Annotated in this window: 26 protein-coding genes; 13 read left to right on the plus strand and 13 right to left on the minus strand. The window is 71.3% G+C overall.

Features of this window, described 5'->3' with window-relative positions; translation table 11 throughout:
- Positions 1 to 29: 29 nt before the first annotated feature.
- From B2W79_RS02630 to B2W79_RS02640, 3 genes are all read right to left on the minus strand, one after another.
- Complete coding sequence (locus tag B2W79_RS02630; protein ID WP_025102779.1) at positions 30 to 449, minus strand: Fur family transcriptional regulator; 420 nt, start codon at positions 447 to 449, stop codon at positions 30 to 32.
- 69 nt (positions 450 to 518) lie between these two features.
- Complete coding sequence (locus B2W79_RS02635; protein ID WP_292786747.1) at positions 519 to 1,436, minus strand: J domain-containing protein; 918 nt, start codon at positions 1,434 to 1,436, stop codon at positions 519 to 521.
- A gap of 65 nt (positions 1,437 to 1,501) precedes the next feature.
- The gene (locus B2W79_RS02640; RefSeq protein WP_071329378.1) at positions 1,502 to 2,155 is read right to left on the minus strand and encodes an IMPACT family protein; all 654 of its coding nucleotides are present in this window, start codon (positions 2,153 to 2,155) and stop codon (positions 1,502 to 1,504) included.
- Between the two features lie 133 nt (positions 2,156 to 2,288).
- Between B2W79_RS02640 and B2W79_RS02645 the strand changes: the two genes are divergently transcribed.
- From B2W79_RS02645 to B2W79_RS02655, 3 genes are all read left to right on the plus strand, one after another.
- Positions 2,289 to 3,533 (plus strand): sensor histidine kinase, encoded by a 1,245-nt coding sequence (locus B2W79_RS02645; protein ID WP_292786751.1) that lies wholly within the window; start codon positions 2,289 to 2,291, stop codon positions 3,531 to 3,533.
- Complete coding sequence (locus tag B2W79_RS02650) at positions 3,530 to 4,153, plus strand: response regulator (protein WP_071329377.1); 624 nt, start codon at positions 3,530 to 3,532, stop codon at positions 4,151 to 4,153. Before B2W79_RS02645 ends, B2W79_RS02650 begins: the two co-directional genes overlap by 4 nt.
- 78 nt (positions 4,154 to 4,231) lie before the next feature.
- Positions 4,232 to 4,684: a DUF2871 domain-containing protein gene (locus B2W79_RS02655; RefSeq protein WP_025102774.1), complete on the plus strand. Its 453-nt coding sequence runs from the start codon at positions 4,232 to 4,234 to the stop codon at positions 4,682 to 4,684.
- A gap of 3 nt (positions 4,685 to 4,687) precedes the next feature.
- Here the strand turns inward: B2W79_RS02655 and cycA are convergent, their stop codons facing one another.
- Positions 4,688 to 6,157 carry a D-serine/D-alanine/glycine transporter gene (gene cycA, locus B2W79_RS02660; RefSeq protein ID WP_071329376.1) on the minus strand — a complete coding sequence of 490 codons (1,470 nt, stop codon included), beginning with the start codon at positions 6,155 to 6,157 and terminating at the stop codon, positions 4,688 to 4,690.
- Positions 6,158 to 6,328: 171 nt separating this feature from the next.
- Between cycA and B2W79_RS02665 the strand changes: the two genes are divergently transcribed.
- The gene (locus B2W79_RS02665; RefSeq protein ID WP_025102772.1) at positions 6,329 to 7,801 is read left to right on the plus strand and encodes an MATE family efflux transporter; all 1,473 of its coding nucleotides are present in this window, start codon (positions 6,329 to 6,331) and stop codon (positions 7,799 to 7,801) included.
- Positions 7,802 to 7,915: 114 nt separating this feature from the next.
- Complete coding sequence (locus tag B2W79_RS02670) at positions 7,916 to 8,317, plus strand: hypothetical protein (RefSeq protein WP_143049293.1); 402 nt, start codon at positions 7,916 to 7,918, stop codon at positions 8,315 to 8,317.
- A 3-nt stretch (positions 8,318 to 8,320) separates the two neighbouring features.
- On the opposite strand, the gene B2W79_RS02675 is transcribed toward B2W79_RS02670, so the two are convergent.
- Together B2W79_RS02675 and B2W79_RS02680 are read right to left on the minus strand one after the other, a co-directional pair.
- Positions 8,321 to 10,030, minus strand: a complete 1,710-nt coding sequence (locus B2W79_RS02675) for an AMP-binding protein (protein ID WP_292786760.1) — start codon at positions 10,028 to 10,030, stop codon at positions 8,321 to 8,323.
- 42 nt (positions 10,031 to 10,072) lie between these two features.
- A complete protein-coding gene (locus B2W79_RS02680; RefSeq protein ID WP_292786763.1) occupies positions 10,073 to 10,540 on the minus strand; it encodes an Lrp/AsnC family transcriptional regulator in 468 nt (155 codons plus the stop codon).
- A gap of 112 nt (positions 10,541 to 10,652) precedes the next feature.
- On the opposite strand from B2W79_RS02680, the gene B2W79_RS02685 reads away from it, so the two are divergent.
- Both B2W79_RS02685 and B2W79_RS02690 read left to right on the plus strand, forming a co-directional pair.
- Positions 10,653 to 11,891, plus strand: a complete 1,239-nt coding sequence (locus tag B2W79_RS02685; protein ID WP_292786765.1) for a trans-sulfuration enzyme family protein — start codon at positions 10,653 to 10,655, stop codon at positions 11,889 to 11,891.
- A 150-nt stretch (positions 11,892 to 12,041) separates the two neighbouring features.
- On the plus strand, positions 12,042 to 13,469 hold the full coding sequence (locus B2W79_RS02690; RefSeq protein ID WP_083391771.1) for a hypothetical protein: 1,428 nt from the start codon (positions 12,042 to 12,044) through the stop codon (positions 13,467 to 13,469).
- Between the two features lie 94 nt (positions 13,470 to 13,563).
- Here the strand turns inward: B2W79_RS02690 and B2W79_RS02695 are convergent, their stop codons facing one another.
- Positions 13,564 to 14,034: an acyl-CoA thioesterase gene (locus B2W79_RS02695; RefSeq protein ID WP_081811533.1), complete on the minus strand. Its 471-nt coding sequence runs from the start codon at positions 14,032 to 14,034 to the stop codon at positions 13,564 to 13,566.
- A gap of 136 nt (positions 14,035 to 14,170) precedes the next feature.
- On the opposite strand from B2W79_RS02695, the gene B2W79_RS02700 reads away from it, so the two are divergent.
- Complete coding sequence (locus tag B2W79_RS02700) at positions 14,171 to 14,785, plus strand: ClpP family protease (protein WP_071329370.1); 615 nt, start codon at positions 14,171 to 14,173, stop codon at positions 14,783 to 14,785.
- Positions 14,782 to 15,384: a ClpP family protease gene (locus tag B2W79_RS02705; protein ID WP_292786774.1), complete on the plus strand. Its 603-nt coding sequence runs from the start codon at positions 14,782 to 14,784 to the stop codon at positions 15,382 to 15,384. Before B2W79_RS02700 ends, B2W79_RS02705 begins: the two co-directional genes overlap by 4 nt.
- A gap of 70 nt (positions 15,385 to 15,454) precedes the next feature.
- Here B2W79_RS02705 and B2W79_RS02710 read toward each other — a convergent pair whose 3' ends face one another.
- The 3 genes from B2W79_RS02710 to B2W79_RS02720 all read right to left on the minus strand — a co-directional run bounded on the left by B2W79_RS02710 (position 15,455) and on the right by B2W79_RS02720 (position 17,006).
- Positions 15,455 to 15,805 carry a helix-turn-helix domain-containing protein gene (locus B2W79_RS02710; protein WP_071329368.1) on the minus strand — a complete coding sequence of 117 codons (351 nt, stop codon included), beginning with the start codon at positions 15,803 to 15,805 and terminating at the stop codon, positions 15,455 to 15,457.
- Positions 15,806 to 15,867: 62 nt separating this feature from the next.
- The gene (locus tag B2W79_RS02715; protein WP_071329367.1) at positions 15,868 to 16,338 is read right to left on the minus strand and encodes a MarR family winged helix-turn-helix transcriptional regulator; all 471 of its coding nucleotides are present in this window, start codon (positions 16,336 to 16,338) and stop codon (positions 15,868 to 15,870) included.
- A 17-nt stretch (positions 16,339 to 16,355) separates the two neighbouring features.
- Positions 16,356 to 17,006: a GTP cyclohydrolase II gene (locus B2W79_RS02720; protein WP_071329366.1), complete on the minus strand. Its 651-nt coding sequence runs from the start codon at positions 17,004 to 17,006 to the stop codon at positions 16,356 to 16,358.
- A 107-nt stretch (positions 17,007 to 17,113) separates the two neighbouring features.
- Between B2W79_RS02720 and B2W79_RS02725 the strand changes: the two genes are divergently transcribed.
- Positions 17,114 to 17,953, plus strand: a complete 840-nt coding sequence (locus tag B2W79_RS02725) for a sulfurtransferase (RefSeq protein ID WP_071329365.1) — start codon at positions 17,114 to 17,116, stop codon at positions 17,951 to 17,953.
- Here B2W79_RS02725 and B2W79_RS02730 read toward each other — a convergent pair.
- Positions 17,941 to 18,867: a hypothetical protein gene (locus B2W79_RS02730; RefSeq protein WP_292786781.1), complete on the minus strand. Its 927-nt coding sequence runs from the start codon at positions 18,865 to 18,867 to the stop codon at positions 17,941 to 17,943. The two genes, B2W79_RS02725 and B2W79_RS02730, sit on opposite strands and share 13 nt — an antisense overlap.
- Positions 18,868 to 19,157: 290 nt before the next feature.
- Between B2W79_RS02730 and B2W79_RS02735 the strand changes: the two genes are divergently transcribed.
- The 3 genes from B2W79_RS02735 to B2W79_RS02745 are packed head-to-tail and all read left to right on the plus strand — an operon-like array spanning position 19,158 to position 21,647.
- Positions 19,158 to 19,808, plus strand: a complete 651-nt coding sequence (locus B2W79_RS02735; RefSeq protein ID WP_292786784.1) for an acyl-CoA synthetase — start codon at positions 19,158 to 19,160, stop codon at positions 19,806 to 19,808.
- Complete coding sequence (locus B2W79_RS02740) at positions 19,805 to 20,164, plus strand: hypothetical protein (protein ID WP_071329362.1); 360 nt, start codon at positions 19,805 to 19,807, stop codon at positions 20,162 to 20,164. The genes B2W79_RS02735 and B2W79_RS02740 overlap by 4 nt, the downstream gene beginning before the upstream one ends.
- A 49-nt stretch (positions 20,165 to 20,213) precedes the next feature.
- Entirely contained in the window at positions 20,214 to 21,647 is a 1,434-nt protein-coding gene (locus B2W79_RS02745; RefSeq protein WP_292786787.1) for an MFS transporter, read from the plus strand.
- A 12-nt stretch (positions 21,648 to 21,659) separates the two neighbouring features.
- On the opposite strand, the gene purB is transcribed toward B2W79_RS02745, so the two are convergent.
- Both purB and B2W79_RS02755 read right to left on the minus strand, forming a co-directional pair.
- Positions 21,660 to 23,057: an adenylosuccinate lyase gene (gene purB / locus B2W79_RS02750; RefSeq protein ID WP_396654755.1), complete on the minus strand. Its 1,398-nt coding sequence runs from the start codon at positions 23,055 to 23,057 to the stop codon at positions 21,660 to 21,662.
- Positions 23,057 to 23,515 (minus strand): low molecular weight protein-tyrosine-phosphatase, encoded by a 459-nt coding sequence (locus B2W79_RS02755; protein ID WP_371259847.1) that lies wholly within the window; start codon positions 23,513 to 23,515, stop codon positions 23,057 to 23,059. Before B2W79_RS02755 ends, purB begins: the two co-directional genes overlap by 1 nt.
- Positions 23,516 to 23,562: the final 47 nt, after the last annotated feature.

The raw sequence follows: 23,562 nt of genomic DNA on the forward strand, positions 1-23,562 counted from the left end.
ACCCTCGGGGAGGGGATCGGTGGATGCGCCTACGCGGCGTTCTGGCAGCTGGGGCAGAGGCCCCAGAAGGTGACTTCGGCTGTCTGCACGGTGAAGCCCCCCGTCGAGGACGGAGTGAGACACGGCGCCTCGCCGACGACGCAGTCCACATCGCCGACCGCACCGCAAGAGGTGCAGACGACGTGGTGGTGGTTGTCGTCGATGCGCCGTTCGTACAGCGCCGCGGAGCCTGCCGGTTCGATCCGGCGGATGAGGCCCGCCGTCGTCAGGTCCGCGAGGATGTTGTGCACCGACTGGATCGACGTGGTCGGAAGCACGTCGGACACAGCGCGGTAGACCCGCTCCGCATCCGTATGGGCCATGGAGCCGAGAGCCTCGAGAACGGCGACGCGGCCCGCAGTCGCACGCAGCCCGGCGTCGCGCAACGCCGAGTCGAGTTCCGTCTCCATACGCTCGACTCTACACGTGTTTTGAGTGATTCAAAAGAGCATGCCGGGATGCCGGGCGCGTCGCCGCCGTCAGACGAAGCGGACCGTCTGCTGCAGCCGGGTGCGGATATCGAACAGCTCGTTGCCGCCGATGGCCCGCGCCCCGGGGACGCCCTGCCGCAGCACCATCGCCAGCGCGCTGCGCCGCACCACCACGACCGGGACCCCGCGAGTGCTGCCGAGCGGGGTGACCGCCTGGGCGAGGTCGTCGTCGGGGAGCACCACGATCGCCCCGCCGAACTTCACCTTCGCGGCCTTCGCCACCGCGCGCATCCGGGCGAGAGCCGCCGTGACCGGGGCTCGTGTGCCGAGGCTCGGGCCGGTGATCTCCCCGCGGCGGAATCCCACGATCCCGCCGAAGTCCTCGGACATGACGCCGTAGAGGCCGGAGGGGCTGAGCACCACGTGGTCGAGCTTGTCCTCGGCGGTCTGTCCTGCGGCGACGTCGTGCCAGACCGTGAAGCCCATGCCGAGGTCGGAGACCGTGCGGGCCGTGGCCTCCTCTGCGAGCGCGTCGGCGAGCAGCCGCCGGAGCTCCCGCGGGGCGGCGCGGACGAGGGCCGGGGCGTACGGATCGGGGACCTCGACCCCGTGACCCGCCCACTCGCGGATCAGGGAGAGGTAGCGTTCGCGGCGCCAGCCGCCGGGGTGTCCGTAGGAGCGGGCGCGCGGCCGGGTGTCGGTGCGCACGGTCTGCGGACGCCAGCCGCTCCATTCGCCGCCATCGTCGGTCAGGCCCGCGCGGCGGTCGTACGCGGCGCGGTCCTCCGCGGTGCCGATGAGCTCCCACGCGCGCTGGACCTGGATGAACACGGCCGCGTCGCCGCCGGTGTCGGGATGGGTCTGCCGCAGCCGCAGCCGATACGCCCGCCGGAGCTCGACGTCGTCGATGGCCGGATCCACGCCGAGGATCTCGTACGGCGAGGCCGAGAGCGGACTGTCGAACATCGCTCTCCTTCCGCGACCGCGGCGTCCAGGATATCCGTCGGACGGTGTGCGACCGCCGGGAGGCCTCAATCCGCGACGTCGACGATCCGCTCGATCCCGACGACCGGGGCCACCGCGCCCCCGGACGCGGCGGCGAGGTCGGCGCTCAGACGCGGAAGCGCGGCAGCGGGCACCCACAGCTCCAGCTGTGCGGAGGCTCCGTAGGCCGGCGTGCCGAGCGTGGCCCCGTGCGACGCCGCCCAGTCACGGAGCAGGTTGTCGTAGCGGCCGGCCTCGGCGTGCGGGACCTCGACGGTCGCCTGGGTGAGCGCCGCGCGACGGACGAGTGCGGCACGGTCGAGCGTCTCGGACACCGCCGTGGAGTAGGCGCGGATGAGGCCGCCCGCCCCGAGCTTCACCCCGCCGAAGTAGCGGGTGACCACCGCGACGACGTCCGTGAGGCCGCGACGCCGGAGGACCTCGAGCATCGGAACGCCGGCCGTGCCGGAGGGCTCGCCGTCGTCCGAGGAGCGGGCCTGATCCCCGTGCAGGCCGGTCACCATCGCGGTGCAGTTGTGGTTCGCGTCCCAGGCGCGCTTCCGGATCGTCGCGATGACGGCTTCGGCTTCGGCCACCGAAGACACGGGCGCGACGTGCGTGAGGAAGCGCGACTTCCGGATGACGAGCTCGTGGTCGACGGCCGCCGCGATCGTCGCGGGGAACGGGGGCGGTGTCGACATCGGCCCCACGATACCTCCGTTCGAATCGCCCGATTGGTCCCGAATCCGGGCCGGATGCCGCCAATCGGGCGATTCGAACCGGGTCGACCGAACGATGGAGGCGCGCCGCGGCCTGGCGGACGAGAATGTCAGCATGCCGACCGGAGACATCGCCGAGACCGACCACCCCGGAGGGCGGACGGGAGCACGCACGCGCTCCTGGGGGCGCCTGGTCACGTCGCTCCGTATCGGCCAGGCCGTCATCACCGTCGTGCTCACCGTCGTCGGCGTCGTCCGCTCCCTCGCCGACGGGGTCCCGGTGCCGTGGCTGCTCGCGACCGCCCTCGCCTTCCTCGGCTGGTACGGCGGCGGACTCCTGCTCTCCTCCCGTACGCACGACCGGGCGCTCGCCGCCGGCTGGCTGCTGGGGCTCACGGCCATCTGGCTGGGGGCGGTGGCGTTGTCGCCGGAGTTCGTCTGGCTCGCGTTCTCGTTGTGGCTGCTCGCCGGCTTCCTGCTGCGACGGCGATGGGCCGTGCTGCTCAGCATCCTCATCCTCGCCGTCGTGATCGTCGCGCCGCTGCTGCACACCGGGACGACCACCTACGCGAACGTGATCGGGCCGCTGGTGGGCGGCATCTTCGCCCTCGGGATCTCCCGCGGCTACCTGGAGCTCGTCCGCGACGGGCGGGAGCGGCGGCGACTGATCGCATCCCTCGTCGCGACGCAGCAGGAGATGGCGGCCCTCCAGGACGAGCTCGCCCGGACCCAGCGGGAGTCCGGCGCCGCCGCCGAGCGCACCCGGGTGTCGCGCGACATCCACGACACGGTCGCCCAGAGCCTGTCGTCCATCGTCCTGCTGGCGCGGTCGGCGGCCGAGCACGAGGACGGCCGCGATCGGGCGCTCGGACAGATCGGGGCGCTCGCCGCGGAAGGGCTCGCCGACGCCCGACGCATCGTCGACGACCTCATGCCCGCCGAGCTGGACGGCTCCGCGCTGAGCGACGCCCTCGCCCGGATGCTGGAGCGCCTGACCGCCGAGACCGGGATCGCGGCCACCTTCCATGCCGACGAGGATCTGCCGGCGCTCGGCCTCGACGCCGAGGTCGCCCTGCTGCGGACGGCCCAGTCCGCGCTCGCCAACGTGCGCAGCCATGCCGGCGCCACTCGTGTCGTGGTGACGCTCGCGGACGCCGGCGACGCGGTGCGGCTGGACGTGGTCGACGACGGTCGCGGCTTCGACCCGTCGCGGCTGGAGTCGACGGGGCCCGGCGGCGGCTACGGTCTGCGGGCGATGCGCGCTCGGCTGCGTGAGCTCGGCGGCGGTCTCGACGTGGAGAGCGCCCCGGGCGACGGCACCGCGCTGTCCGCCCACCTGCCCCTCGGAGGCCGGTCGTGACCCCCGTGCGGATCCTGCTCGTCGACGACCATCCCATCGTGCGCGCCGGTGTGCGCTCGCTGTTCGACCGCCGCGATGACGCCGAGGTCGTGGGCGAGGCCGCGTCGGGGGAGGAGGCGGTCATGCTTGCCCGGCACCTCCGTCCCGACGTCGTCCTCTGCGATCTGCGGCTGGGGGCGGGCATGGACGGCGTGCAGACGACGGCGGCGCTCCGGGCGCTCGACCCGGCGCCGGCGGTGCTCATCCTCACGACATTCGACCGCGACGCCCAGATCCTCGGCGCGATCGAGGCGGGGGCGGCGGGGTATCTGCTCAAGGACATCGATCCGGAGGACATCGTCCGGGCCGTTCGGCAGGCCGCGTCGGGCGGGCAGGCGCTGACGCCGGAGCTCACGGCGCGCGTCGGCCGCGCCCTCCGCGCCCCGCGGGTGCAGCTCACGGGGCGCGAGCTCGACGTGCTGCGGCTGCTCGACACCGGGGCCTCGAACCGGGAGATCGCGAAGGCGCTGTTCGTCACGGAGGCGACGGTGAAGACCCACCTCGTGCACGTCTTCGAGAAGCTCGGGGCCGACAGCCGCGCGAAGGCGGTCGCGATCGCCAGGGAGTCCGGTCTGCTTTGACGCCCGCGGTCTCAACCATTCGATGGATCCGCGGCGACGGCTCCCCGGCGAGGCTGGAGGCAGACAGAAAGGACTCCCATGCGCAGGCTCTTCACCGCCGCGTTCGCCTCCATGCTGGTGGGCGTCGCCTCCGGACTCTTCTACCGCGAGTTCACCAAGATCAACGGCTTCCCCGAGGGGGCGCCGACACAGCTCGGACTCGTGCACACGCATCTGCTCGTGCTGGGCTTCGTCGTCTTCCTCGTGGTGATGCTCCTGGAGAAGGCGTTTGCGCTCTCCGAGAGCCGGCTGTTCGGCTGGTTCTTCTGGACCTACACCGCCGGGCTCGTGCTGACCTCGGCGATGCTCGTCTGGCACGGCTGCCTCACGGTGCTCGGCCAGGAGTCGACGAAGATGATCGCCGGCATCGCGGGCGTGGGGCACATGTTGCTCGCCGCCGGCATGGTGCTGCTGTTCCTCGCGCTCCGCCCCCGCGTCTTCGCCCCGAAGGTCGCGGCCGCACGGCCCGCGACCCTCGAGTCGGTCGCCTGACGCTCAGTCGGCCGGGATCGTGTCGTCGCGCAGGTACGCGATGTGCGCGGCGTGGCGCTCCAGGTGGTGCGGCGACTTCCGCACGAACAGCCAGGCGACGATGAGGATCGCGAACCAGATCGGTGTCACCAGCAGGGCGATCAGGGTGTCCGGCTGGGTGGTCAGCGCCCAGAGGATGAACAGGAAGAACGCGAGCACCACGAACACCATGAACACGCCGCCCGGCATCTTGAACGCCGAGGTCGCCGCCTTCTCCGGACGACGGCGCCGGTACACGAGGTAGCTGCAGAGGAAGATCGTCCACACGAACATGAAGCACACGGCCGACACCGTGGTGACCATCTCGAACGCCGTGCCGATGTCCTTGCCCGCGTAGAGCAGCACGACGCCGGACAGCAGCAGGATGCAGGACAGGAACAGGGCGTTCTGCGGCACGCGGCGCTTCGAGAGCCGGCCGAAGAGCCGGGGGGCGTCGCCGTCCTGCGCCAGCCCGAAGACCATGCGCGAGGTGGAGTAGATGCCGGAGTTCGCGCTGGACATCGCGGAGGTGAGCACCACGAGGTTGACGACGGTGGCGGCGATGCCGAGTCCGGCGAGGGCGAACATCGCGATGAAGGGGCTCTCGCCGGCGACGTACTCGGTCCACGGCGTGACGGACATGAGGATGATGAGCGCGCCCACGTAGAACAGCAGGACCCGGATCGGGATGGCGTTGATGGCCTTCGGGAGGTTGCGCTTTGGGTCCTTGGTCTCCGCGGCGGCGGTGCCGACGAGCTCGATGCCGACGAACGCGAACACCGCGATCTGGAAGCCGGCGACGAAGCCGAGGAAGCCGTGCGGGAACATGCCGCCGTGCTCCCATAGGTTCGCGAAGCTCGCGGTGCCGGCGTCGTGGGAGAACCCGGTGAGGATCATCACCAGGCCGGTCACGATGAGGGCGACGATCGCGACGATCTTGATGAGCGCGAACCAGAACTCCATCTCCCCGAAGGCGGCGACGGTCGGCAGGTTGAGCGCCAGGAGGATCACGACCACGAGGAGGCCCGGGATCCACAGCGGGACGCCGGGGATGAGCGCGTCGGTGTACCCGGCGATCGCGATCACGTCGGCCACGCCCGTGACCACCCAGCAGAACCAGTACGTCCAGCCCGTGAAGAAGCCTGCCCACGGGCCGAGCAGGTCGCTCGCGAAGTCGCTGAACGACTTGTACTTGAGGTTCGACAGCAGCAGCTCGCCCATCGCCCGCATGACGAAGAACAGCATGAACCCGATGATCATGTAGACGAAGATCACGGAGGGGCCGGCGACCGAGATCGTCTTGCCGCTGCCCATGAACAGGCCCGTGCCGATCGCGCCGCCGATCGCGAGCAGCTGGATGTGCCGGTTGCTGAGCGCGCGCCGCAGGTGCTCCTCGCCTCCGGCTCCGTTCTGCCCCTGGCGGATGGCCCCCGTGTCTTGCTTCGTCACGCTCATCTCCTCCGGTCGTCGTCGACTGATGCAGAGTAACCACCGCGGCCCGCTCGTCCGAAATCGACGGCTCCCGCGACGGCAATCCGGCTCGAGGTGTTCCGTTCGCCCGAAACGATTCGATAAACTGGGCGCACCCTCGATCCATCCCCTCCTTCCCTGCGAGCCCCTTCCTTCATGGCCACCACCCTCACCACGGGCCGTCCGTGGCGCGTCATCCTCGCGTTCTCGATCCCGCTCCTGCTCGGCAACGTCGTGCAGCAGCTCTATCAGTTCGCCGACGCGATCGTCGTCGGACGCCACCTCGGCGTCCAGTCCCTCGCCGCCGTCGGCGCGACGGGCAGCCTGCTCTTCCTGCTCCTCGGCTTCGCCTGGGGGCTGACGAGCGGCTTCGCCATCCCCATCGCCCAGGCCTTCGGTGCGCGCGACGACGCCGCCGTGCGCCGCTCGGTCGCGACGGGTGTGCTCCTCAGCGGCATCACGAGCGTCGTCCTCACGGTGGTCGCCCCCCTCATCGCCGGCCCGATCCTGGCGCTGCTGCAGACGCCGCCCGAGCTCATGGCCGAGGCGACGGTGTTCACGCAGATCAGCTTCCTCGGCGCGGGCGCGACGATGTTCTTCAACTACCTCTCCGCCATCATCCGCGCCATCGGCGACTCGAAGACCCCGCTCGTGTTCCTCACGGTCTCCTGCGCGCTCAACGTCGGCCTCGTCGTGCTCATGGTCGGTCCGCTGGAGTGGGGCGTCGCGGGTGCCGCGCTCGCCACCGTGGTCGCACAGGCCGTCTCCGTGATCCTGTGCCTGGAGTTCGTGCGCCGGCGGCTGCCCATGCTGCACCTGCGGCGCTCCGACTGGCGCATCTCCCGCACGGACATCGCCGACCACCTGCGCCTCGGCCTCCCCATGGGCTTCCAGGCCTCGATCATCGCGATCGGGACCCTCACGGTGCAGGTCGCCCTCAACACGCTCGGCGCCGACGCGGTCGCGGCCTACACGACGGCGTCCCGCGTGGACAGCCTGGCGGTCGCCCTGCTCTCCTCGCTCGGGCTCGCCGTGTCGATGTACGCGGCCCAGAACCACGGTGGCCGCCGCCCCGACCGCATCCGGCGCGGTGTGGTCGAGGCCACCTGGATGGCGGTCGCCGCGGCGATCGTCCTCGGCGGGCTGCTCATCGCGTTCGGCGCGCCGATGGTCCGGCTGTTCGTCGGTGACGGTTCGGACGACGTCGTCGACATGGCGCACCGCATGCTCATCATCAACGGCTGCGGCTACTGGGCGCTCGGCATGCTCTTCGTGCTCCGCGGCGCGCTGCAGGGACTCGGCCACACGCTGGTGCCGACGGTCACCGGCGTGATCGAACTCGTGATGCGCGTCGTCGCCGCGGTGGTCCTCGGGGCGATGATCGGGTTCGACGGCGTGGCCCTCAGCAACCCGCTCGCCTGGGTGGGTGCGATCGTGCTCCTCGTGCCGGCCTACGTCAAGGCGCATCGCGCGCTCGCGACCCAGCCGGTGGCCCCGGCCGAGGCCACCGAGACCTCCGCGATCGCGATCGTCGGCCCCACCGACGGCTCGATGGTGGTCGACGCGGTCGTCACCCGCCCCGTCCGCGTCGTGCGCCCGCGGCGACTGCGGTGGCCGGTCCGGCGCTGATCCGCGGATATCCACCGGAAGGATGACCCGGATCGGACTTGAGACGGATGGCCTTCCGGAGAGACACTTCTAGTGTCGAAGGTGCGGAGGGGTTCCGCCGGACGGGGGGTCGTCATGACGACATTGGGAGTGGCCAGAGACCTGGCCGCCATTCTGGTACCGATCGGATACGTGGGCGCGGCGCTGGCCGCGGTCTGCGCGATCGTGGCCGCGATCGCGATCATCCGCGGAGCCGGGGGGCTCGCGGGCGGCGCGGTCGGACTGTGGATCGTGTGCGCGCTGATGAGCTTCACCGCGAGCTTCGCGAACCAGTGGCTTCCGCTGATCGCGGCGGGCGCGTCGCTCGCGGGCATGCTCGTGATCGGCGGGATCGTGCGCGCGATGCTCACGGCCGGCGGCTTCGAGTCGCGACGCCGGGCCGCGCGCGTGAAGCCGGCGCCGGCGACCACGACGACGGCCACGCTCAAGACCGGCTCGACCGCGACGCCCACGGCGCCGGTCGCCGTCGTCTCCTAGCGCTCAGCGGTAGTCGCGGTCGCGGTGCTGCCGCGCCTCGTCGCCCGCGGCCACGCGGGCGCTCTCGCGCGCCCGCAGCTCGACGCGGCGGATCTTCCCGGAGATCGTCTTCGGCAGCTCGGGCACGAACTCGATGATCCGCACCCACAGGTGCGAGGAGAGCCGTTCGTGCGCGTAGCCGAACACGGCGCGCGCGGCGGCCGCCTCGTCCGCGCCCGCGTCCGGCGTCAGGCACACGTACGCCTTCGGGACCGCCAGGCGCGTGGGGTCGGGGCTGGGGATGACGGCTGCTTCGACGACGAGGTCGTGCTCCAGCAGCACGGACTCGAGCTCGAACGGCGAGATCTTGTAGTCGGAGGCCTTGAACACGTCGTCGGAGCGTCCGATGTAGGTCAGGTAGCCGTCGGCGTCGCGCACGGCGATGTCCCCGGTGTGGTGGAAGCCTCCGGCCCGCGACTCCGCGGTCTTCTCCGGATCGTCGTAGTACCCCGCCATGAGGCCGAGCGGCGGCTGCGCGAGGTCGAGCGCGATCTCGCCCTCGTCCTCCACGACCTCGCCCGTCGACGGGTCGAGCAGCACGACCGGGTAGCCGGGCAGCGGACGGCCCATCGACCCGACCTTGACGGTCTGCCCGGGGGAGTTGCCGATGCAGGCGGTCATCTCAGTCTGGCCGAAGCCGTCGCGGATGGTGCCGCCCCACGCCTCGCGCACCCGGTCGATGACCTCGGGGTTCAGCGGTTCGCCGGCGCCGACGAGCTCGCGCGGAGGGTGCGCGAGCCGCGAGAGGTCGGCCTGGAGGAGCATGCGCCAGACCGTGGGCGGGGCGCAGAACGTCGAGACGTGGTGGGTGTCCATGACCTCCATGAGCGTGTTCGCGTCGAAGCGGGCGTAGTTGTAGACGAACACGGTCGCCTCGGCCAGGAACGGCGAGTAGAAGCTCGACCAGGCGTGCTTGGCCCACCCGGGGGAGGAGATGTTGAGGTGCACGTCGTCCGGGCGTACGCCGAGCCACCACATCGTGGAGAGGTGGCCGACCGGGTAGGAGACGTGGGTGTGCTGCACGAGCTTCGGGCGGTTCGTCGTGCCGGAGGTGAAGTACAGCAGGGCCGTGTCGCCGGCGGGCGTCGGGCCGTCCGGGACGAACTCCCCCGTGGTGGTGGCGGCATCCGCGAACCGCTTCCAGTCGGCAGGTGACGACGCACCCACGCCGATGCGCAGCACGTCGGGGTCGATCCCCTCGAGGCGGTCGGCCAGGGCGCCGAGGGTGACGACGGCGCCGGCGCGGCCGTGTTCGATGCGGTACGCGAGGTCGGAGGCCGACAGCAGTGTCGAGGTCGGGATCGACACCGCGCCCAGCTTCGTGATCGCGAGCATCACCTCCCACAGCTCGATCGTGTTGTTGAGCATGACGATCACGTGGTCGCCGCGGCCGATGCCGAGGCCGCGCAACCAGGCGGCGACCTGGTCGGAGCGGGCGGAGAGCTCGCCGTACGTCCAGGAGCGGAGGCTGAGGTCGGCCTCGACGATCTGCACGGCCGGACGGTCGGGGTTCTCCCCCGCGATGACGTCGAACCACTCGAGCGCGAAGTTGAAGGCGGTCAGGTCCGGCCAGGCGAACTCGCGGCGTGCGGCGTCGTAGTCCGTGGCGTGCGTGAAGAGGAGGTCCCTCATCCCGCGGATCGCTTCGGTGGCGGGGGTGGCACGACGGCTCATGGTGCTCCTTTGCAACGGCGTCCCTCCATCCTGCCCCCTCGTTCAGCGGGGGAGGAAACCCGTGCCGTCGCGGAGTTCGAATACGAGCTGGGTCTCGGTGCCGCGGACGACGGGGTGGACGGTGATGTGCTCGAGCACGATGTCGCGCAGAGCGGTCGCGTCCTGGACGGCCACGTGCACGAGGAAGTCGTCGACGCCGGCGACGTGGAACACCTGGAGCACGCGGGGGATCGCGACGAGCGCGTCGAAGAGTGCCGTGACCTTGGGTCCGGTGTGATGCGCGAGACGGACCTTGATGATCGCCTGCAGCGGGTAGCCGAGTGCGGAGCCGTCGAGGCGGACGCGTGTGTCGCGGATGACTCCGCGCTCGCGCAGGCCTCGGATCCGGTGGGCGCAGGTGGATTCCGCGAGTCCGAGGCGGTGGGCCAGAGCCTTGTTGGTGATGGCCGCATCTCGGCTCAAGGCCGCGAGCAGCTCCAGGTCGATCTCGTCGAGTTGTGCTTTCGCCAACGTGCCCTCCTTGCTGCCACCGGATGTTGCAGAGAATAGCGGCGATCCTCGACTTCACGACGTGTTCTGTCGATGATCTGCGGAAACGTCGCGATTCGGCCAGCGTGGAGGGATGACTGCACCGCTGCATCCCGACACCCTCGCCGTCCACAGCGGCCGTGCCGACCTCGAGGCACTCGGGGTCCACGCGCTGCCGATCGACCTCTCCACGACGAATCCGCTGCCCGACGTCGAGCGCGGCGGCGACTCGTACGAGGCGATGGCCACCGGGGGGCGGCCGCCGCAGGACGGCAGCATGGTCTACGCCCGCCTCTGGAATCCGACGGTCGCGCGCTTCGAGGACGCCCTCGCCGAGCTCGAGCACGCCGAGGCCGCCGTCGCGTTCGGTTCCGGGATGGCGGCCATGACCGCCGTGATCCTCGCGCACACCGGTGCCACGGAAGCGCGGCACGTCGTCGCGGTGCGTCCGCTCTACGGAGGGACCGACCACCTGCTGGGGTCCGGCCTGCTCGGTGTGGAGACGACGTACTGCGGGCCCGATGAGGTCGCCGCCGCCCTCCGGCCCGACACCGGACTCGTCGTCGTGGAGACGCCGGCGAACCCGACCCTCGAGGTCGCGGACATCGCCGAGGTCGTGCGGCAGGCGGGGGGCGTGCCGGTCGTGGTCGACAACACGTTCGCGACCCCCGTGCTGCAGAACCCGATCGACCACGGCGCGGCGATGTCGCTGCACAGCGCCACCAAATACCTCGGCGGCCACGGTGATGTCATCGCCGGCGTCGTCGCCTGTGACGAGAGGACCGCGGAGGCGCTGCGTCGCGTGCGTGCGGTGACCGGGGGGCTCCTGCACCCGCTCGGCGCGTACCTGCTGCACCGCGGTCTCACGACCCTGCCGGTCCGCGTGCGGCACCAGCAGGAGAGCGCTCGTCGCATCGTGCAGTGGCTGGTCGATCGACCCGAGGTCGCCGAGGTCTTCTATCCCGGGCTCGACGGGGATCCGCGCGGCATCCTGGAACGGCAGCTCCGCGGGCCGGGGGCGATGATCGCCCTGCGGCTGCGCGGCGGCTATGCAGCGGCCGCGGCGGTGGCCGGGGCGACCCGCCTCTTCACGCACGCCGTGTCGCTCGGAGGCGTCGACTCCCTCATCCAGCACCCCGCCGCGCTCACGCACCGCCCGGTCCCCGCGGAGGCGCGTCCCGCTGCCGACGTCCTGCGCCTGTCCATCGGCCTCGAGAACGTCGACGATCTCCTCGCCGACCTCGCGAACGCCTTCGCCACTCTCGCCGATCCACCCCTTTCCGTGCCTCCCACCCCGGAAAGTGCGTCACATATGGGGGTGGCTCGTACGTAGGGGGCCGGGTCGGCGATTGTGTGAGAGTGACAAGAAACTGAGTATCGTCTGAGGTGGGACTTGGTACCTGACGGCAAAACCGGGGGTGGTGGACAGGGCGGGGCCTACAGTCGCGGGTGGCAACGACGCCACTGACCTCGGGAGTCCTCAATGACGAGTGAAAAGACCCACGCGCACGGCCTCGGCATGCGCATCGCCGTGACCGTCCTCAGCCTTCTGCTGGCGGCGATGGTGCTGTTGTTCTTCGCCACGATGAGCAAGGTGTCCGCGGGCGCCTCGGAGCTCGCGGACGGCACGACCACCGCGCAGGGGGGATCCTCGGACCTCGCCGCGGGTGCCGCCGACCTCGCCGCGGGAGCCGACGAGTTGGCCGCGGGCACGCAGGATCTGGCGGCAGGCACCGCGACGGCGCAGCAGGGTTCCGAGAAGCTGAGCGACGGGGCGACGACGGCCGCCGCGGGCGCCACGACACTCGCCGAGGGCGCCGGAACTCTCGCGGCGGGAGCCGCCACCGCTCTCGACGGTGCCGGACGGGTGAGCGGTGGAGCGCAGACGGCGCTCGCCGGGTCGCAGGAGCTCGCGGCCAAGATGGCGGCGGCAGATGCCGGAGCCCGACAGCTCGTCGACGGCGCGACCACTCTCGCCGCCGGTGTCGACGGCGCACACCGGTACGCGAACGGCGTGCTCGAGGGCGCGACGACGCTGAGCACCACGCTGCGCGCCGGAGTGAGCGCCGATGTGCAGAAGCTCGCCCATCCGGACACGCAGACGCTGCTGACGGGCGTCGCCACGAACGCTCCCGGCAATGCGCGGACGCTCGCCGCCGGTCTGCAGGGCCTCCTCGCCGCGAACCCTGCCGATGTGCAGCTCCAGCAGCTCGCGGCGCTCGCCGCCGGCGTCGAGAAGCAGGTCGGCGCGCTGGCGGCCCCCGCCGCGGCTGCTCCGGGCCTCGCACAGGGACTCATCGGCGCCGCCGACGGCTCCGCTCGCGTCACGGCCGGCGTCGGCGCGCTCATCAACGGGGACCCCTCGAAGGGCTGGCCGGGGACCGCGGCGCTGGTCTCCCCGAAGGGCGCTCCCGCCCTGGTCGCCGGAGCGCAGACGCTGCAGGACGGCACTTCCCGGCTCGCGGCGGGCGCGGCGGATCTCTCGTCCGGGCTGCAGACCCTCTCGACCGGAGCATCGTCGCTGTACTCCGGCACCGCGGAGCTGAGCGCGGGCGCGGCGCGGCTCGACGAGGGTGCCGGGACTCTGGCCACGGGCATCGGCGCGCTCCAGTCGGGTGCCGGCGACCTCCGGTCCGGGATGACCGAACTCCGCACCGGCGCCGACGCGGTCGCCGAGGGGTCCGGCACCCTCGCGGCCGGAAGCGCGAAGCTCGACGCTGGCGCCGCGGACCTCGCGGCCGGCAACGGGCGCATCGCCGACGGCTCCGGCACCCTCGCGACGGCCACGGCGGGCGCCGCGCCCTCTCTGCTCCCGTGGATCCTCGGGATCGGTCTCGTCGGCCTGATCGCGGTCGGCTTCTGGATCGGCCACCGCGTCTCCCACCGTCGCGCGGTCCTCGCCCTCGCCTGACCGTCGACCCACCCCCTTCCGTGCGACCCACCCCCGAAAGTACGTCACTTTCGGGGGTGGGTCGCCCTCAAGGGGGTGGGTCGGCGAGTGAAGGTCAGCGCTTCGGGAGGGGGATCGTGCCGGTGGCGATGCGCTCGGTGGGCATGCGGTCGCGATCGTAGGTGATCTCGTCGTAGCCGTGCGGAGTGGGCAGACCGTCCTCGCCGATGCTGACGAACACGATCTCGTCGATGGTGAGGATGCGCTTGCGGGTGATCATGTTGCGCGCGACGGCCCGCATGGTGAGCGACGTGGTGCCGAATCGGGTGGCCTGCAGCCCGATCTCGATGAGGTCGCCCTGCACCGCCGACGCCTCGAACGTGATCGCGGAGATGTGCCGGGTGACGACGCGGTAGTTGCCGAGCTGCACGATCGCGTAGATCGCGGCCTCCTCGTCGATCCACTTCAGCAGGCTTCCGCCGAACAGCGTGCCGTTCGCGTTGAGGTCTTCCGGGCGCACCCACTTGCGGGTGCGGAAGTTCAGGCCGTCCTCGGACTGCCATGCGGGTGCTTTCTGTTTCGCCATGCCCCGAGGCTAGGCGGGTCGTGCGTCGGCGGTGTTACGTCGCGTTTTCCGGCGGGTGCACACGCCGCCGCCCAGAGCGGATCTGCTCCGAGCGGATTCGCCTCCGCGGCCGCAGCCGGAGCCGGAGGCTGGGGACATGAGCGAAGAAAAGCCCCTCCCGCAGTTCGGCCCCGAGGCCCGGCGCGCCCTGTTCCACGAACGGGTGCTCGTCCTCGACGGCGCCCTCGACGACGACAACGGCACTCTCCTGATGACGCAGCTCCTCGGCCTCTCCGCCGAGGATCCGGCGGCCGACATCGCCCTCTGGATCCACTCGCCCGGCGGGTCCGTGCCGTCGATGCTGGCGATCCGCGACCTCATGCACCTCATCCCGAACGACGTCTCCACCCTCGCCCTCGGTCTCGCCTGCAGCGCCGGGCAGTTCCTGCTCTCCGCGGGGACGAAGGGCAAGCGGCGCGCTCTCCCGCACGCCCGGATACTGATGCACCAGGGCTCGGCGGGGATCGGCGGCTCGGCGGTGGAGATCGAGGCGCAGGCCGACGACCTCCGGCACATGCGCGACACGGTCCTCGGCCTCATCGCCGACGACACCGGTCAGCCCGTCGCCCGGATCTTCGAGGACTCCCTGCACGACCGCTGGTACACGGCGGCCGAGGCGCAGGACTACGGGTTCGTCGACGAGATCGTGCGGTCGACGGCGGAGATCATGCCGCGCCGTCGTGCGCGGGTGGGACTGGGGGCGGACGCATGAGCGGCTACACGATCCCGAACGTCATCGCCCAGCATCCTCGGGGGGAGCGGGTCATGGACGTGTACTCGCATCTGCTCGCCGAGCGCGTCATCTATCTCGGCACCGGCATCGACGCGGGGGTGGCCAACGCCCTCATCGCGCAGCTCCTGCACCTCGACGCGGACGGCCCGGAGACCGGCGTGCAGTTCTACATCAACAGCGAGGGCGGCGATCCCGGTGCCGCGCTGGCGATCTACGACACCATGCAGCACATCCGTCCGCGGATCGCGACGACGTGCGTCGGGCAGGCCATCGGTCCGGCGGCGCTCCTCGTCGCGGCGGGAGCGCCGGGGGAGCGGGCGGCCCTCGCCCACGCGCGCATCGTGCTGCATCAGCCGGCCGGTCAGTCGCGCGGAGCCATCCCGGACCTCATCCTCGCGGCCGACGAGGTCGTGCGGGTGCGCGCGGACATGGAGACGATCCTGGGTCGGCACACCGGCCGCTCCCTCGCGGAGCTCCGTGCCGACACCGACCGGGACCGGGTCTTCACCGCCGCCGCCGCCCTCGACTACGGCCTCATCGACACCGTGCTCGGTCCCCGTGATCCGGAGGCACGATGAGGTGACGGGTGCACGACGGGTCCCCGGGTTCCGTCGTGCACCCGGGGACCGGTCGTGCAGGTGAAACGGGTCAGGCGGCCAGGGCGAAGGCGCCGCGGGAGGCCGACACCGCCGCCGCAGCGGGGGTGGCCTGACGAAGCTCCTCGGCGACCGCGCTCGTGAGCTCCACGAGAGTGGCATCCAGGGCCCCGGCGATCGCGGCGATCATCTCGCTGGACGGCTCCTTCCGTCCGCGCTCGACCTCGGAGAGGTACTGCGGCGAGACCCCGGCCTTCTCCGCGGTCTCGCTGAGCGTCTCCCCGCGGTCATGACGCCGCCGCCGGAGCTGATCCCCGAGCAGGTCACGCCACAGCGGCTCGGGGCCGTTCGACGGCGGACGGACGGGATGCGGGGCGAGGGGGAACGGGACGATGTCGGCCATGCCTCACGATAGGCCGCAGCCTGTGCGGCGATCGAGAGGTTCTGCTCAGAGCAGAACGCGGCTCACAGCGCCGCCGTGACGCCCGGCAGCAGCGCGCCCAGGATGTCCTGCAGCCGCTGCCGGTCCTCCGCGGACAGCGGGTCGAGGATGAGCTCGCGGATCTGGGCCACGTGGACGGGCGCGGCTGCCCGGAGCATCTCCCGGCCCTCCGGGGTCAGCGTCGCGGAGAGGGTGCGCTTGTCCGTGCTGCACGACGTCCGCTCCACCCACCCGCGCTCCTCCAGGGAGTCCAGGGCGTGGCTCAGCCGCGACCGGCTGAGTCCCGCGATGCGCGCGAGCTCGCTCATGGTGATGGCGTCCGCCCCCTGACCGGCCAGCGTGACGAGGATCGCGTAGCGGGCGTGGTTCAGGCCCACCTCGTCCTTCAGCGCCCGGTCGAGGACCTGGGGCAGCAGCTGGACGAACCGGATGATCGGGAGCCACGTCGCGAGCTCGTCGTTGTCGAGTCGCCGCGGGTGCCGCGTCTCGCTCATATCGTGCTCCTCGGAGGTCACGCCGCGGTCAGGTCGATCGTGTGCGCCGTGTGGTCGCGCTTCGCCTGGAGGTAGCGCGAGTTCGCCTCGGACAGGTGCACCTCGGTGCGCACCCGCTCGGTGACGTGGATGCCGAGGGCGTCGAGCTGTGCGGCCTTGTCGGGGTTGTTGCTGAGCAGACGGATGCGGTCCACGCCCAGCGCGCGCAGCATCTGCGCCGCGACGGTGTAGTCCCGCTCGTCCTCGCCGCGCCCGAGGGCCACGTTCGCCTCGTAGGTGTCCAGGCCCGCATCCTGCAGGGCGTACGCGTCGAGCTTGGCGTAGAGCCCGATGCCGCGGCCTTCCTGCCGCAGATAGAGCAGGAAGCCGCCCTCGGCGGCGATCCGCTCGACGGCCTCCCGCAGCTGCGGTCCGCAGTCGCAGCGCTCGGAGCCGAACACGTCTCCCGTGAGGCACTCGCTGTGCGGGCGGACGAGAGGGTCATCCCCACCGCCGGCGGAGCGGGCGAGGGCGGCCTGCCAGTCACCGAGGCCGAGCAGCAGATGCTCGCGTCCGTCCACGAGTCCATCGAAGGTCACCACGTCGGCCGTCGTGGTGAAGCCGTCCGCGAAGCGCAGGGGCACCCGCACGCGGGTGCGCTCCGCGGCGACCGTTGAAGTTTCAATCATGTGAGGAGAAACACCGGGGACGCGTGGCTATTCCCGGGCAGCGAGAACCGTGTCCGTCCGTGACGGCGACGCCACGCGCGGCGTCGCGCACTCGGTAGCCTCGCACCATGAGTCACTTCGTCTCCGCGACCGAACTCCACGACCTCCTCGACGGCGGCGCCCGGATCCGGGTCGTCGACGTGCGCTGGCGCCTCGATCGTCCCGAGGCGGGCCCGGGCGACTACCGCTCGGGTCACATCCCCGGCGCCGTGTTCGCGTCGTTGGATCAGGAGCTCTCCACGCCCGGAGCGCCCATCGAGGGGCGGCACCCGCTCCCGTCGACGGAGACCCTGCAGGCGGCGGCCCGGCGCTGGGGCGTGCGGCAGGGCGACGCCGTCGTGGCCTACGACGACACCAAGGGTCTCGCGGCGGCCCGGGCGTGGTGGCTGCTGCGGCAGGCGGGGGTCGAGGTCCGCGTGCTCGACGGCGGGCTGCGCGCCTGGACCGCGGCCGGATACGACCTGGCGACCGACGACGTCGTGCCGGAGACCGGTGACGTCGTGCTCGCGGATCCCGGCCAGGACGCCCTCTCGATCGACGAGGCGGCGGCGTTCCCGGAGACCGGGGTCCTGCTCGACGTGCGCGCCCCCGAGCGCTACCGCGGCGACACCGAACCGCTCGACCCGATCGCCGGCCACATCCCCGGTGCCCGCAACCTCCCCACCACGCGGCACCTCGACGAGAGCGGGCGCATCCGCGATCACGACACGGTGCGGGCGACGCTCGCAGAGATCGGGATCACCGCGGAGACGCCGGTCGCGGCCTACTGCGGGTCCGGCATCACGGCGGCGCACACGGCTCTGGTCCTGCACGAGGTGGGCATCCCCGCGAGGGTCTTCCCCGGCTCCTGGAGCCAGTGGTCGAACACGCCGGGCCGGCCGGTCGCGACGGGCGATCAGCCGGGCTGAGCACCCTCGCGAGGTCCGTACCCCCAGCGCAGGCCGAGGGCGCCGGGACCGAACGCCCGGCGGACCTGATGCACCGACGTGCCCCGAGGCCGGGGGAGCGCGGTGACGACGGTGCCCCCGGCGGTCTCGACGAGCTCGTCGCACCAGTCCGGCACGGCATCCGGGTGGAAGCGCGTCCACACGAGCAGCTCCCGCGCCTGGCGGGACAAGGCGTGCCCGGTCTCCCGATCCGAGGGATGTCCGGGCGCGTATTGCACCGACCACTCGACCACCGCGGTGTCCGGGGCCGTGAGGGGCTCGTCGAGCTCGATCAGCGCACCGTGCGCCTCGCCGTTCGGGTGGGAGTAGCGGGCGGTGACCCGTCCGCCCGCCACGGCCGTCAGGAGCGGCGGAGGTCCGGGGACGCCGGGGGTGAGGTCGAGGACGGGGATGGCCGTGATGACCCCGGTGGTGGACTGCACGATGCTGCGGGTGAGGCAGGAGGACACCTCGCCGTCGGCGTCCACGTCCGTGACCGAGTGGACGGTGAGCTCCCGCGACGTGTCCGGATAGGTGGCGCCGAGGGCGGCGTAGACCTCACGGACCGCCCGCTCCATGTCGACCTGCTCCAGCGGGAACCCCTGCGGGCCCAGCGGCCCCGTGCGATGCGGGCGCAGGAGCCGGCTCAACGCCCCGGTATCGAGGCCCAGCAGATCCTCGATGTCGGCGAGAGCGGCGAGCGACTGCGGTCCTTCCGGGCGGCGGGCCCCGGACCGCCAGTAGCTCAGCGTGGCCATCGAGACGCGGTTGCCCCGGTCGCGGAGCTGCCGCTGCAACCACGACAGCGTCACGGGTCTCGCGTTGATCGCGTCGCGCAGTGCCGCGGCGAACGCATCCGGCGTCGCCCCTCTGTTCTCGCCGTCCCCAAAACCCATCACAGCCCCCACCCGGTATGTGAAGAACACATCTCTAGAGTGAGCATACGACCGCACGCGCACACCTCAGGGGACCAGGTGAGCAAGTGGGTCACGGGGCTGCGATGTCGCGGGGAGGGTGCCCGACCCTGCGGCAGTGGCCCGACGCAGTGATGCCCCCCTTGCTGCGTATGTCGTGAAGCCCGGCAATCGATCTGGGGAGATCCGCCGGGCTTCACGAGCATCCCCGGGCGCTTCCGGCTCCTGGCCCCGCGTAGACTGGTAGGGAAACCCCGGAGGATCTGGCCGTCATGTCTGTCCCTGCTCGCGCGTTCACCATGCGCCACGTGCAATTGCTGCGCGCGCTGTTCGCCGCCGTCGCCGCCCTGATGATCACCTTCTCCTCGGATCACTCCGCGGCGGTCGGTCTCGCCGTCTTCAGCGGTTTCGCGCTGGTCACCGCCCTCGTGCACATCCTCGCCGCGTGGCTCGTCCTCCCGGCGGGGTCGCGCTGGTCGGCGATCCTCCTCGCGGTCGTGAGCGTGATCGCCGGCATGGCCGGCGGCGTGCCGGCCTGGCGCACGGACGACATGTTCTTCATCGTGCTCATCACCTGGGGCGTGCTCAGCGGCGGCCTGGAACTGCTCGCAGGCATCCGCGCCCGCCGCACCGGGGGAGCGCTCGCCACCGACGCGATCACCGTCGGAGCGCTGGGCGTGCTCCTCGCCGTCGTCCTGCTGCTGATCCCGTCGGGCTTCGTCCAGGAGTACACGATCGAGAAGGCGGGCACGTTCGAGCTGTCCGGCATCATCCTCGGCGTGGGGATGTTCGGAGGGTATGCGGCCATCGTCGCGGTCTTCCTCGGCATCGCCGGCCTCACCCCGAAGCGCGCGGACGCCGACGACGTCGCTGCCGCCCCCGAGAACGATGCGGCTCCTGTGGAGCACGGAGGAGAGCGATGAGCGACGACAAGCCCACTCGACGGGACATCCTGCGGCCCCTGCACCTGCTCGGCATCGCGCTCGGCTGCGGCGTGTTCGCCATGGTCGTCACCCTCGTCTCCACCGGCGCCTTCACCCTCCGCGTGAACACCGCCATCGCGAACGGGACCTATGAGGGCCTCACCCCGGTGGCGCTGAGCCTCGTCGTGGGTGGTGGCGCCTTCATCGCGACCCTCCTGATCCTCGCGATGCTCATGCTCGCCGTCGATCCCGCCGACGTCACCAAGCCCGTCGACCGCCCCGTGCTGTACGACGCGGAGGACGACGCTGCGAGCGACGGCACCACCGACGAGCAGGGACGCCCCGCCTCGTCGTGACGGAGACACCCGGCGGAATATCGGTGGGGTCGTTCCGCTTGTCCCTGGAGTGACTGCCTCCGTCGACCGCGCCTCCATCGGACTCCGGTCGGAGCGGGGACCCATCCTCGGCGCGCTCATGCTCGCCACCGGCCTCATCGCCATCGACGCGACGATCCTCGCCACCGCGGTGCCGAGCATCGTGCGCGACCTCGGCAGCTATCAGCAGTTCCCGTGGCTGTTCTCGGTGTATCTCCTGGCCCAGGCCGTGAGCGTGCCGATCTACTCGCGGTTCGCCGACACGGTGGGCCGCAAGCCGATCATCCTGCTCGGCATCGCCCTGTTCCTGCTCGGGTCCATCCTCTGCGGCTTCGCCTGGAGCATGCCGGCACTGATCGTGTTCCGCATCATCCAGGGGATCGGCGCCGGGGCCGTCGCGCCGATGTCGATGACCATCGTCGGTGACATCTACACAGTCGCCGAACGCGCGAAGGTGCAGGGATACGTCGCCAGCGTGTGGGCCATCTCCTCGGTCGTCGGACCGGCGCTCGGCGGCATCTTCGCCCAGCTCGACGCCTGGCGCTGGATCTTCTGGATCAACGTGCCCCTGTGTCTGATCGCCGGATGGATGCTGCTACGCACCTACACGGAGCAGAAGCAGACCCAGCGGCACAGCATCGACTACGGGGGAGCGGTGCTGCTGACCATCGGGCTCACAGCGCTCATCCTCGGCATGCTGGAGGGTGGGAACGCCTGGGCCTGGCTGTCCGTGCAGAGTGCCCTCTGCTTCGGGATCGGGGTGGTCGCGCTGGTGGCCTTCGGGTTCGTCGAGCGCCGGGTGGCGGAGCCGATCGTCGATCTGCGCCTCGTGACCCGTCGGCTCATCCTCACGACCACGTTGGTTTCCCTCGGCATCGGCGCGCTGATGCTCGGAGTGACCAGCTTCGCCCCGGCCTACCTCGAGGGGTCCATCGGCATCGCTCCGCTGCTGTCGGGTCTCGCGGTCGCGGCCCTGACCCTCGGCTGGCCGCTCGCCGCCGCGAACGCCGGACGGCTGTACCTGCGCATCGGCTTCCGACGCACCACGCTCATCGGTATGAGCATCACGACCGTCGCCGCCATCGCGCTCGCCGCCGTCGCCTCCTGGCCCAACCCGTTCGTCGTCGCCGGCATCGCGTTCCTCCTCGGCTTCGGACTCGGGTGGAGTGCGGCCCCGACCCTCATCGCTGCGCAGGCCTCGGTGGGCTGGGGCGAGCGCGGCGCGGTGACCGGGATGAACGCCTTCGCACGGTCTGCGGGAAGCGCCGTGGGCGTGGCGGTGTTCGGGGCGATCTCGAACGCGGTCATCGCGCAGGGGGCGGGACCGGACGACCCCACCACGATCGTCCACGCCTCGGTGTGGGTGTTCGTGGCGGTCGCGGTGACCGCCGCGCTCACGCTCCTGGCGGCGTCGTTCATGCCGAAGGACAGAGTCGAGGAGCACTCCGGGGAGTCGGGCTCCTAGCTCCTGCCGGATTCAGCGGGCGAGGCGCGCCGCGATGCCCGTGTAGGTCGCCGGGGTCAGCGCGAGCAGGCGCTGCTTGGCCGCGTCCCCGATCTCCAGACCCTCCACGAACTCGGCGAGGTCGGCGGCGCCGACCCGGTGACCGCGCGTGAGTTCCTTGAGGAGCGCGTACGGGTCCTGGATGCTCGACCGGCCGGCGACGACCTCGGCGCGGATCACCGTCTGGATCGCCTCGGCCAGCACCTCCCAGTTCACGTCGAGGTCGGCGAGCAGCACATCGCGCGAGAGCGAGATCGCGTTCAGGCCGCGGCGCAGGTTGTCGAGAGCGAGCAGCGAGTGCCCGAACGCGACGCCGATGTTGCGCTGCGTCGTGGAGTCGGTGAGGTCGCGCTGCAGGCGGCTCGTGACCAGCGTCTGGCCCAGCGACGCGAGCAGGGCGCCCGAGATCTCGAGGTTGGCCTCGGCGTTCTCGAAGCGGATCGGGTTGATCTTGTGCGGCATGGTCGACGAGCCGGTGGCGCCGGCGACCGGGATCTGCGCGAAGTAGCCGAGCGAGATGTAGGTCCAGATGTCCGTCGCGAGGTTGTGCAGGATCCCGCCGGCGTGACGCACGCGGTCGTAGAGCTCGACCTGCCAGTCGTGCGACTCGATCTGCGTCGTGAGCGGGTTGAAGCCCAGGCCCAGTCCCTCGATGTACTCGCGGGCGATGGTCGGCCAGTCGGCGTCCGGGTCGGCCGCGAGGTGGGCGGACCACGTGCCGGTCGCGCCGGAGAACTTCGCGAGGTACTCGGAGCCGGCGATCTGCGCACGCACGCGCTCCAGGCGCCAGGCGAAGACCGCGAGCTCCTTGCCCATGGTCGAGGGTGTGGCGGGCTGGCCGTGCGTGCGCGAGAGCATCGCGGCGTCGGCGTGCTCGACCGCGAGCTCGCGCAGCTTCGCGATCACGGTGTCGAGGGCCGGGAGCCAGACCTCCTCGACCGCGCGCTTGACGGTGAGGGCGTAGGACGCGGAGTTGATGTCCTCGCTCGTCGCGGCGAAGTGCGTGAGTTCGGCGATGCGGTCGAGGCCGAGCGTCGAGAGCCGGTCGCGCACGAGGTACTCGATCGCCTTCACGTCGTGCTGCGTGACGGCTTCCTTCTCGGCGAGCCAGTCGACCTCGGCCTGCCCGAAGTCGCGGTACAGCGCGCGAAGGCGCTCCTTGTCGCCGTCCGACAGCGGGCTCGTCTCGAACAGCGAGCGGTCGGTGAGGGCGATCAGCCACTCGACCTCCACCTCGACCCTGGCGCGGTTGAGCCCGGCCTCGGAGAGGAAGTCGGCGAGCCCGGTGACGGCGGCGCGGTAACGGCCGTCGAGGGGGCTGAGGGGCTGAGGCGGAAGCGAGGGCTGGAAAGTCAGGGGAGTCCTCCTGATCAGGCCCCGAGGATTCGGGGCGTGCGGGGCAGGCGCAGGGCGGGTTCGAGCTGGCGGAACAAGCCGCGAGTCGCCGTCTCGATCATACCGAGCACCGAATCGAACATCTCCGGGCCGGCGTAGTACGGGTCGGGGACGTCATGGGTCGAGGCGTCCGGGTCGAACGCGAGGAGGAGGGTCACCTTGCCGTCCTCATCCTCGTCCCTGGCCCATTCGCGGAGGATGCGCTCATGCGTGCGGTCCAGGGCCACCACGAGGTCGTTCTCGGCGAAGGAGGCGGCGGTGAACTGGCGGGCGCGATGCAGGGAGCCGTCGTACCCGCGGCGGGCGAGGGCGTCGATGGTGCGGTGGTCGGCGCGCTCTCCGAGGTGCCAGTCCCCGGTGCCCGCGCTGCGCGAGACGATCTGAGAGCCGAGACCCTGCCGCTCAGCGAGGTCCCGGAACACGACCTCCGCCATCGGAGAGCGGCAGATGTTCCCCGTGCAGACGAAGATCACACGGAAGG

Source organism: Microbacterium sp. UBA7513 (genome assembly GCF_002478345.1).
Classification (GTDB): Bacteria; Actinomycetota; Actinomycetes; order Actinomycetales; family Microbacteriaceae; genus Microbacterium.

Coding starts and splice junctions, on each gene's coding strand:
- B2W79_RS02630 (WP_025102779.1), bottom strand. CDS start 449: ATGGAGACGGAACTCGACTCGGCGTTGCGCGACGCCGGGCTGCGTGCG.
- B2W79_RS02635 (WP_292786747.1), bottom strand. CDS start 1,436: ATGTTCGACAGTCCGCTCTCGGCCTCGCCGTACGAGATCCTCGGCGTG.
- B2W79_RS02640 (WP_071329378.1), bottom strand. CDS start 2,155: ATGTCGACACCGCCCCCGTTCCCCGCGACGATCGCGGCGGCCGTCGAC.
- B2W79_RS02645 (WP_292786751.1), top strand. CDS start 2,289: ATGCCGACCGGAGACATCGCCGAGACCGACCACCCCGGAGGGCGGACG.
- B2W79_RS02655 (WP_025102774.1), top strand. CDS start 4,232: ATGCGCAGGCTCTTCACCGCCGCGTTCGCCTCCATGCTGGTGGGCGTC.
- cycA (WP_071329376.1), bottom strand. CDS start 6,157: ATGAGCGTGACGAAGCAAGACACGGGGGCCATCCGCCAGGGGCAGAAC.
- B2W79_RS02665 (WP_025102772.1), top strand. CDS start 6,329: ATGGCCACCACCCTCACCACGGGCCGTCCGTGGCGCGTCATCCTCGCG.
- B2W79_RS02670 (WP_143049293.1), top strand. CDS start 7,916: ATGACGACATTGGGAGTGGCCAGAGACCTGGCCGCCATTCTGGTACCG.
- B2W79_RS02675 (WP_292786760.1), bottom strand. CDS start 10,030: ATGAGCCGTCGTGCCACCCCCGCCACCGAAGCGATCCGCGGGATGAGG.
- B2W79_RS02685 (WP_292786765.1), top strand. CDS start 10,653: ATGACTGCACCGCTGCATCCCGACACCCTCGCCGTCCACAGCGGCCGT.
- B2W79_RS02690 (WP_083391771.1), top strand. CDS start 12,042: ATGACGAGTGAAAAGACCCACGCGCACGGCCTCGGCATGCGCATCGCC.
- B2W79_RS02695 (WP_081811533.1), bottom strand. CDS start 14,034: ATGGCGAAACAGAAAGCACCCGCATGGCAGTCCGAGGACGGCCTGAAC.
- B2W79_RS02700 (WP_071329370.1), top strand. CDS start 14,171: ATGAGCGAAGAAAAGCCCCTCCCGCAGTTCGGCCCCGAGGCCCGGCGC.
- B2W79_RS02705 (WP_292786774.1), top strand. CDS start 14,782: ATGAGCGGCTACACGATCCCGAACGTCATCGCCCAGCATCCTCGGGGG.
- B2W79_RS02710 (WP_071329368.1), bottom strand. CDS start 15,805: ATGGCCGACATCGTCCCGTTCCCCCTCGCCCCGCATCCCGTCCGTCCG.
- B2W79_RS02715 (WP_071329367.1), bottom strand. CDS start 16,338: ATGAGCGAGACGCGGCACCCGCGGCGACTCGACAACGACGAGCTCGCG.
- B2W79_RS02720 (WP_071329366.1), bottom strand. CDS start 17,006: ATGATTGAAACTTCAACGGTCGCCGCGGAGCGCACCCGCGTGCGGGTG.
- B2W79_RS02725 (WP_071329365.1), top strand. CDS start 17,114: ATGAGTCACTTCGTCTCCGCGACCGAACTCCACGACCTCCTCGACGGC.
- B2W79_RS02730 (WP_292786781.1), bottom strand. CDS start 18,867: ATGGGTTTTGGGGACGGCGAGAACAGAGGGGCGACGCCGGATGCGTTC.
- B2W79_RS02735 (WP_292786784.1), top strand. CDS start 19,158: ATGTCTGTCCCTGCTCGCGCGTTCACCATGCGCCACGTGCAATTGCTG.
- B2W79_RS02740 (WP_071329362.1), top strand. CDS start 19,805: ATGAGCGACGACAAGCCCACTCGACGGGACATCCTGCGGCCCCTGCAC.
- B2W79_RS02755 (WP_371259847.1), bottom strand. CDS start 23,515: ATGGCGGAGGTCGTGTTCCGGGACCTCGCTGAGCGGCAGGGTCTCGGC.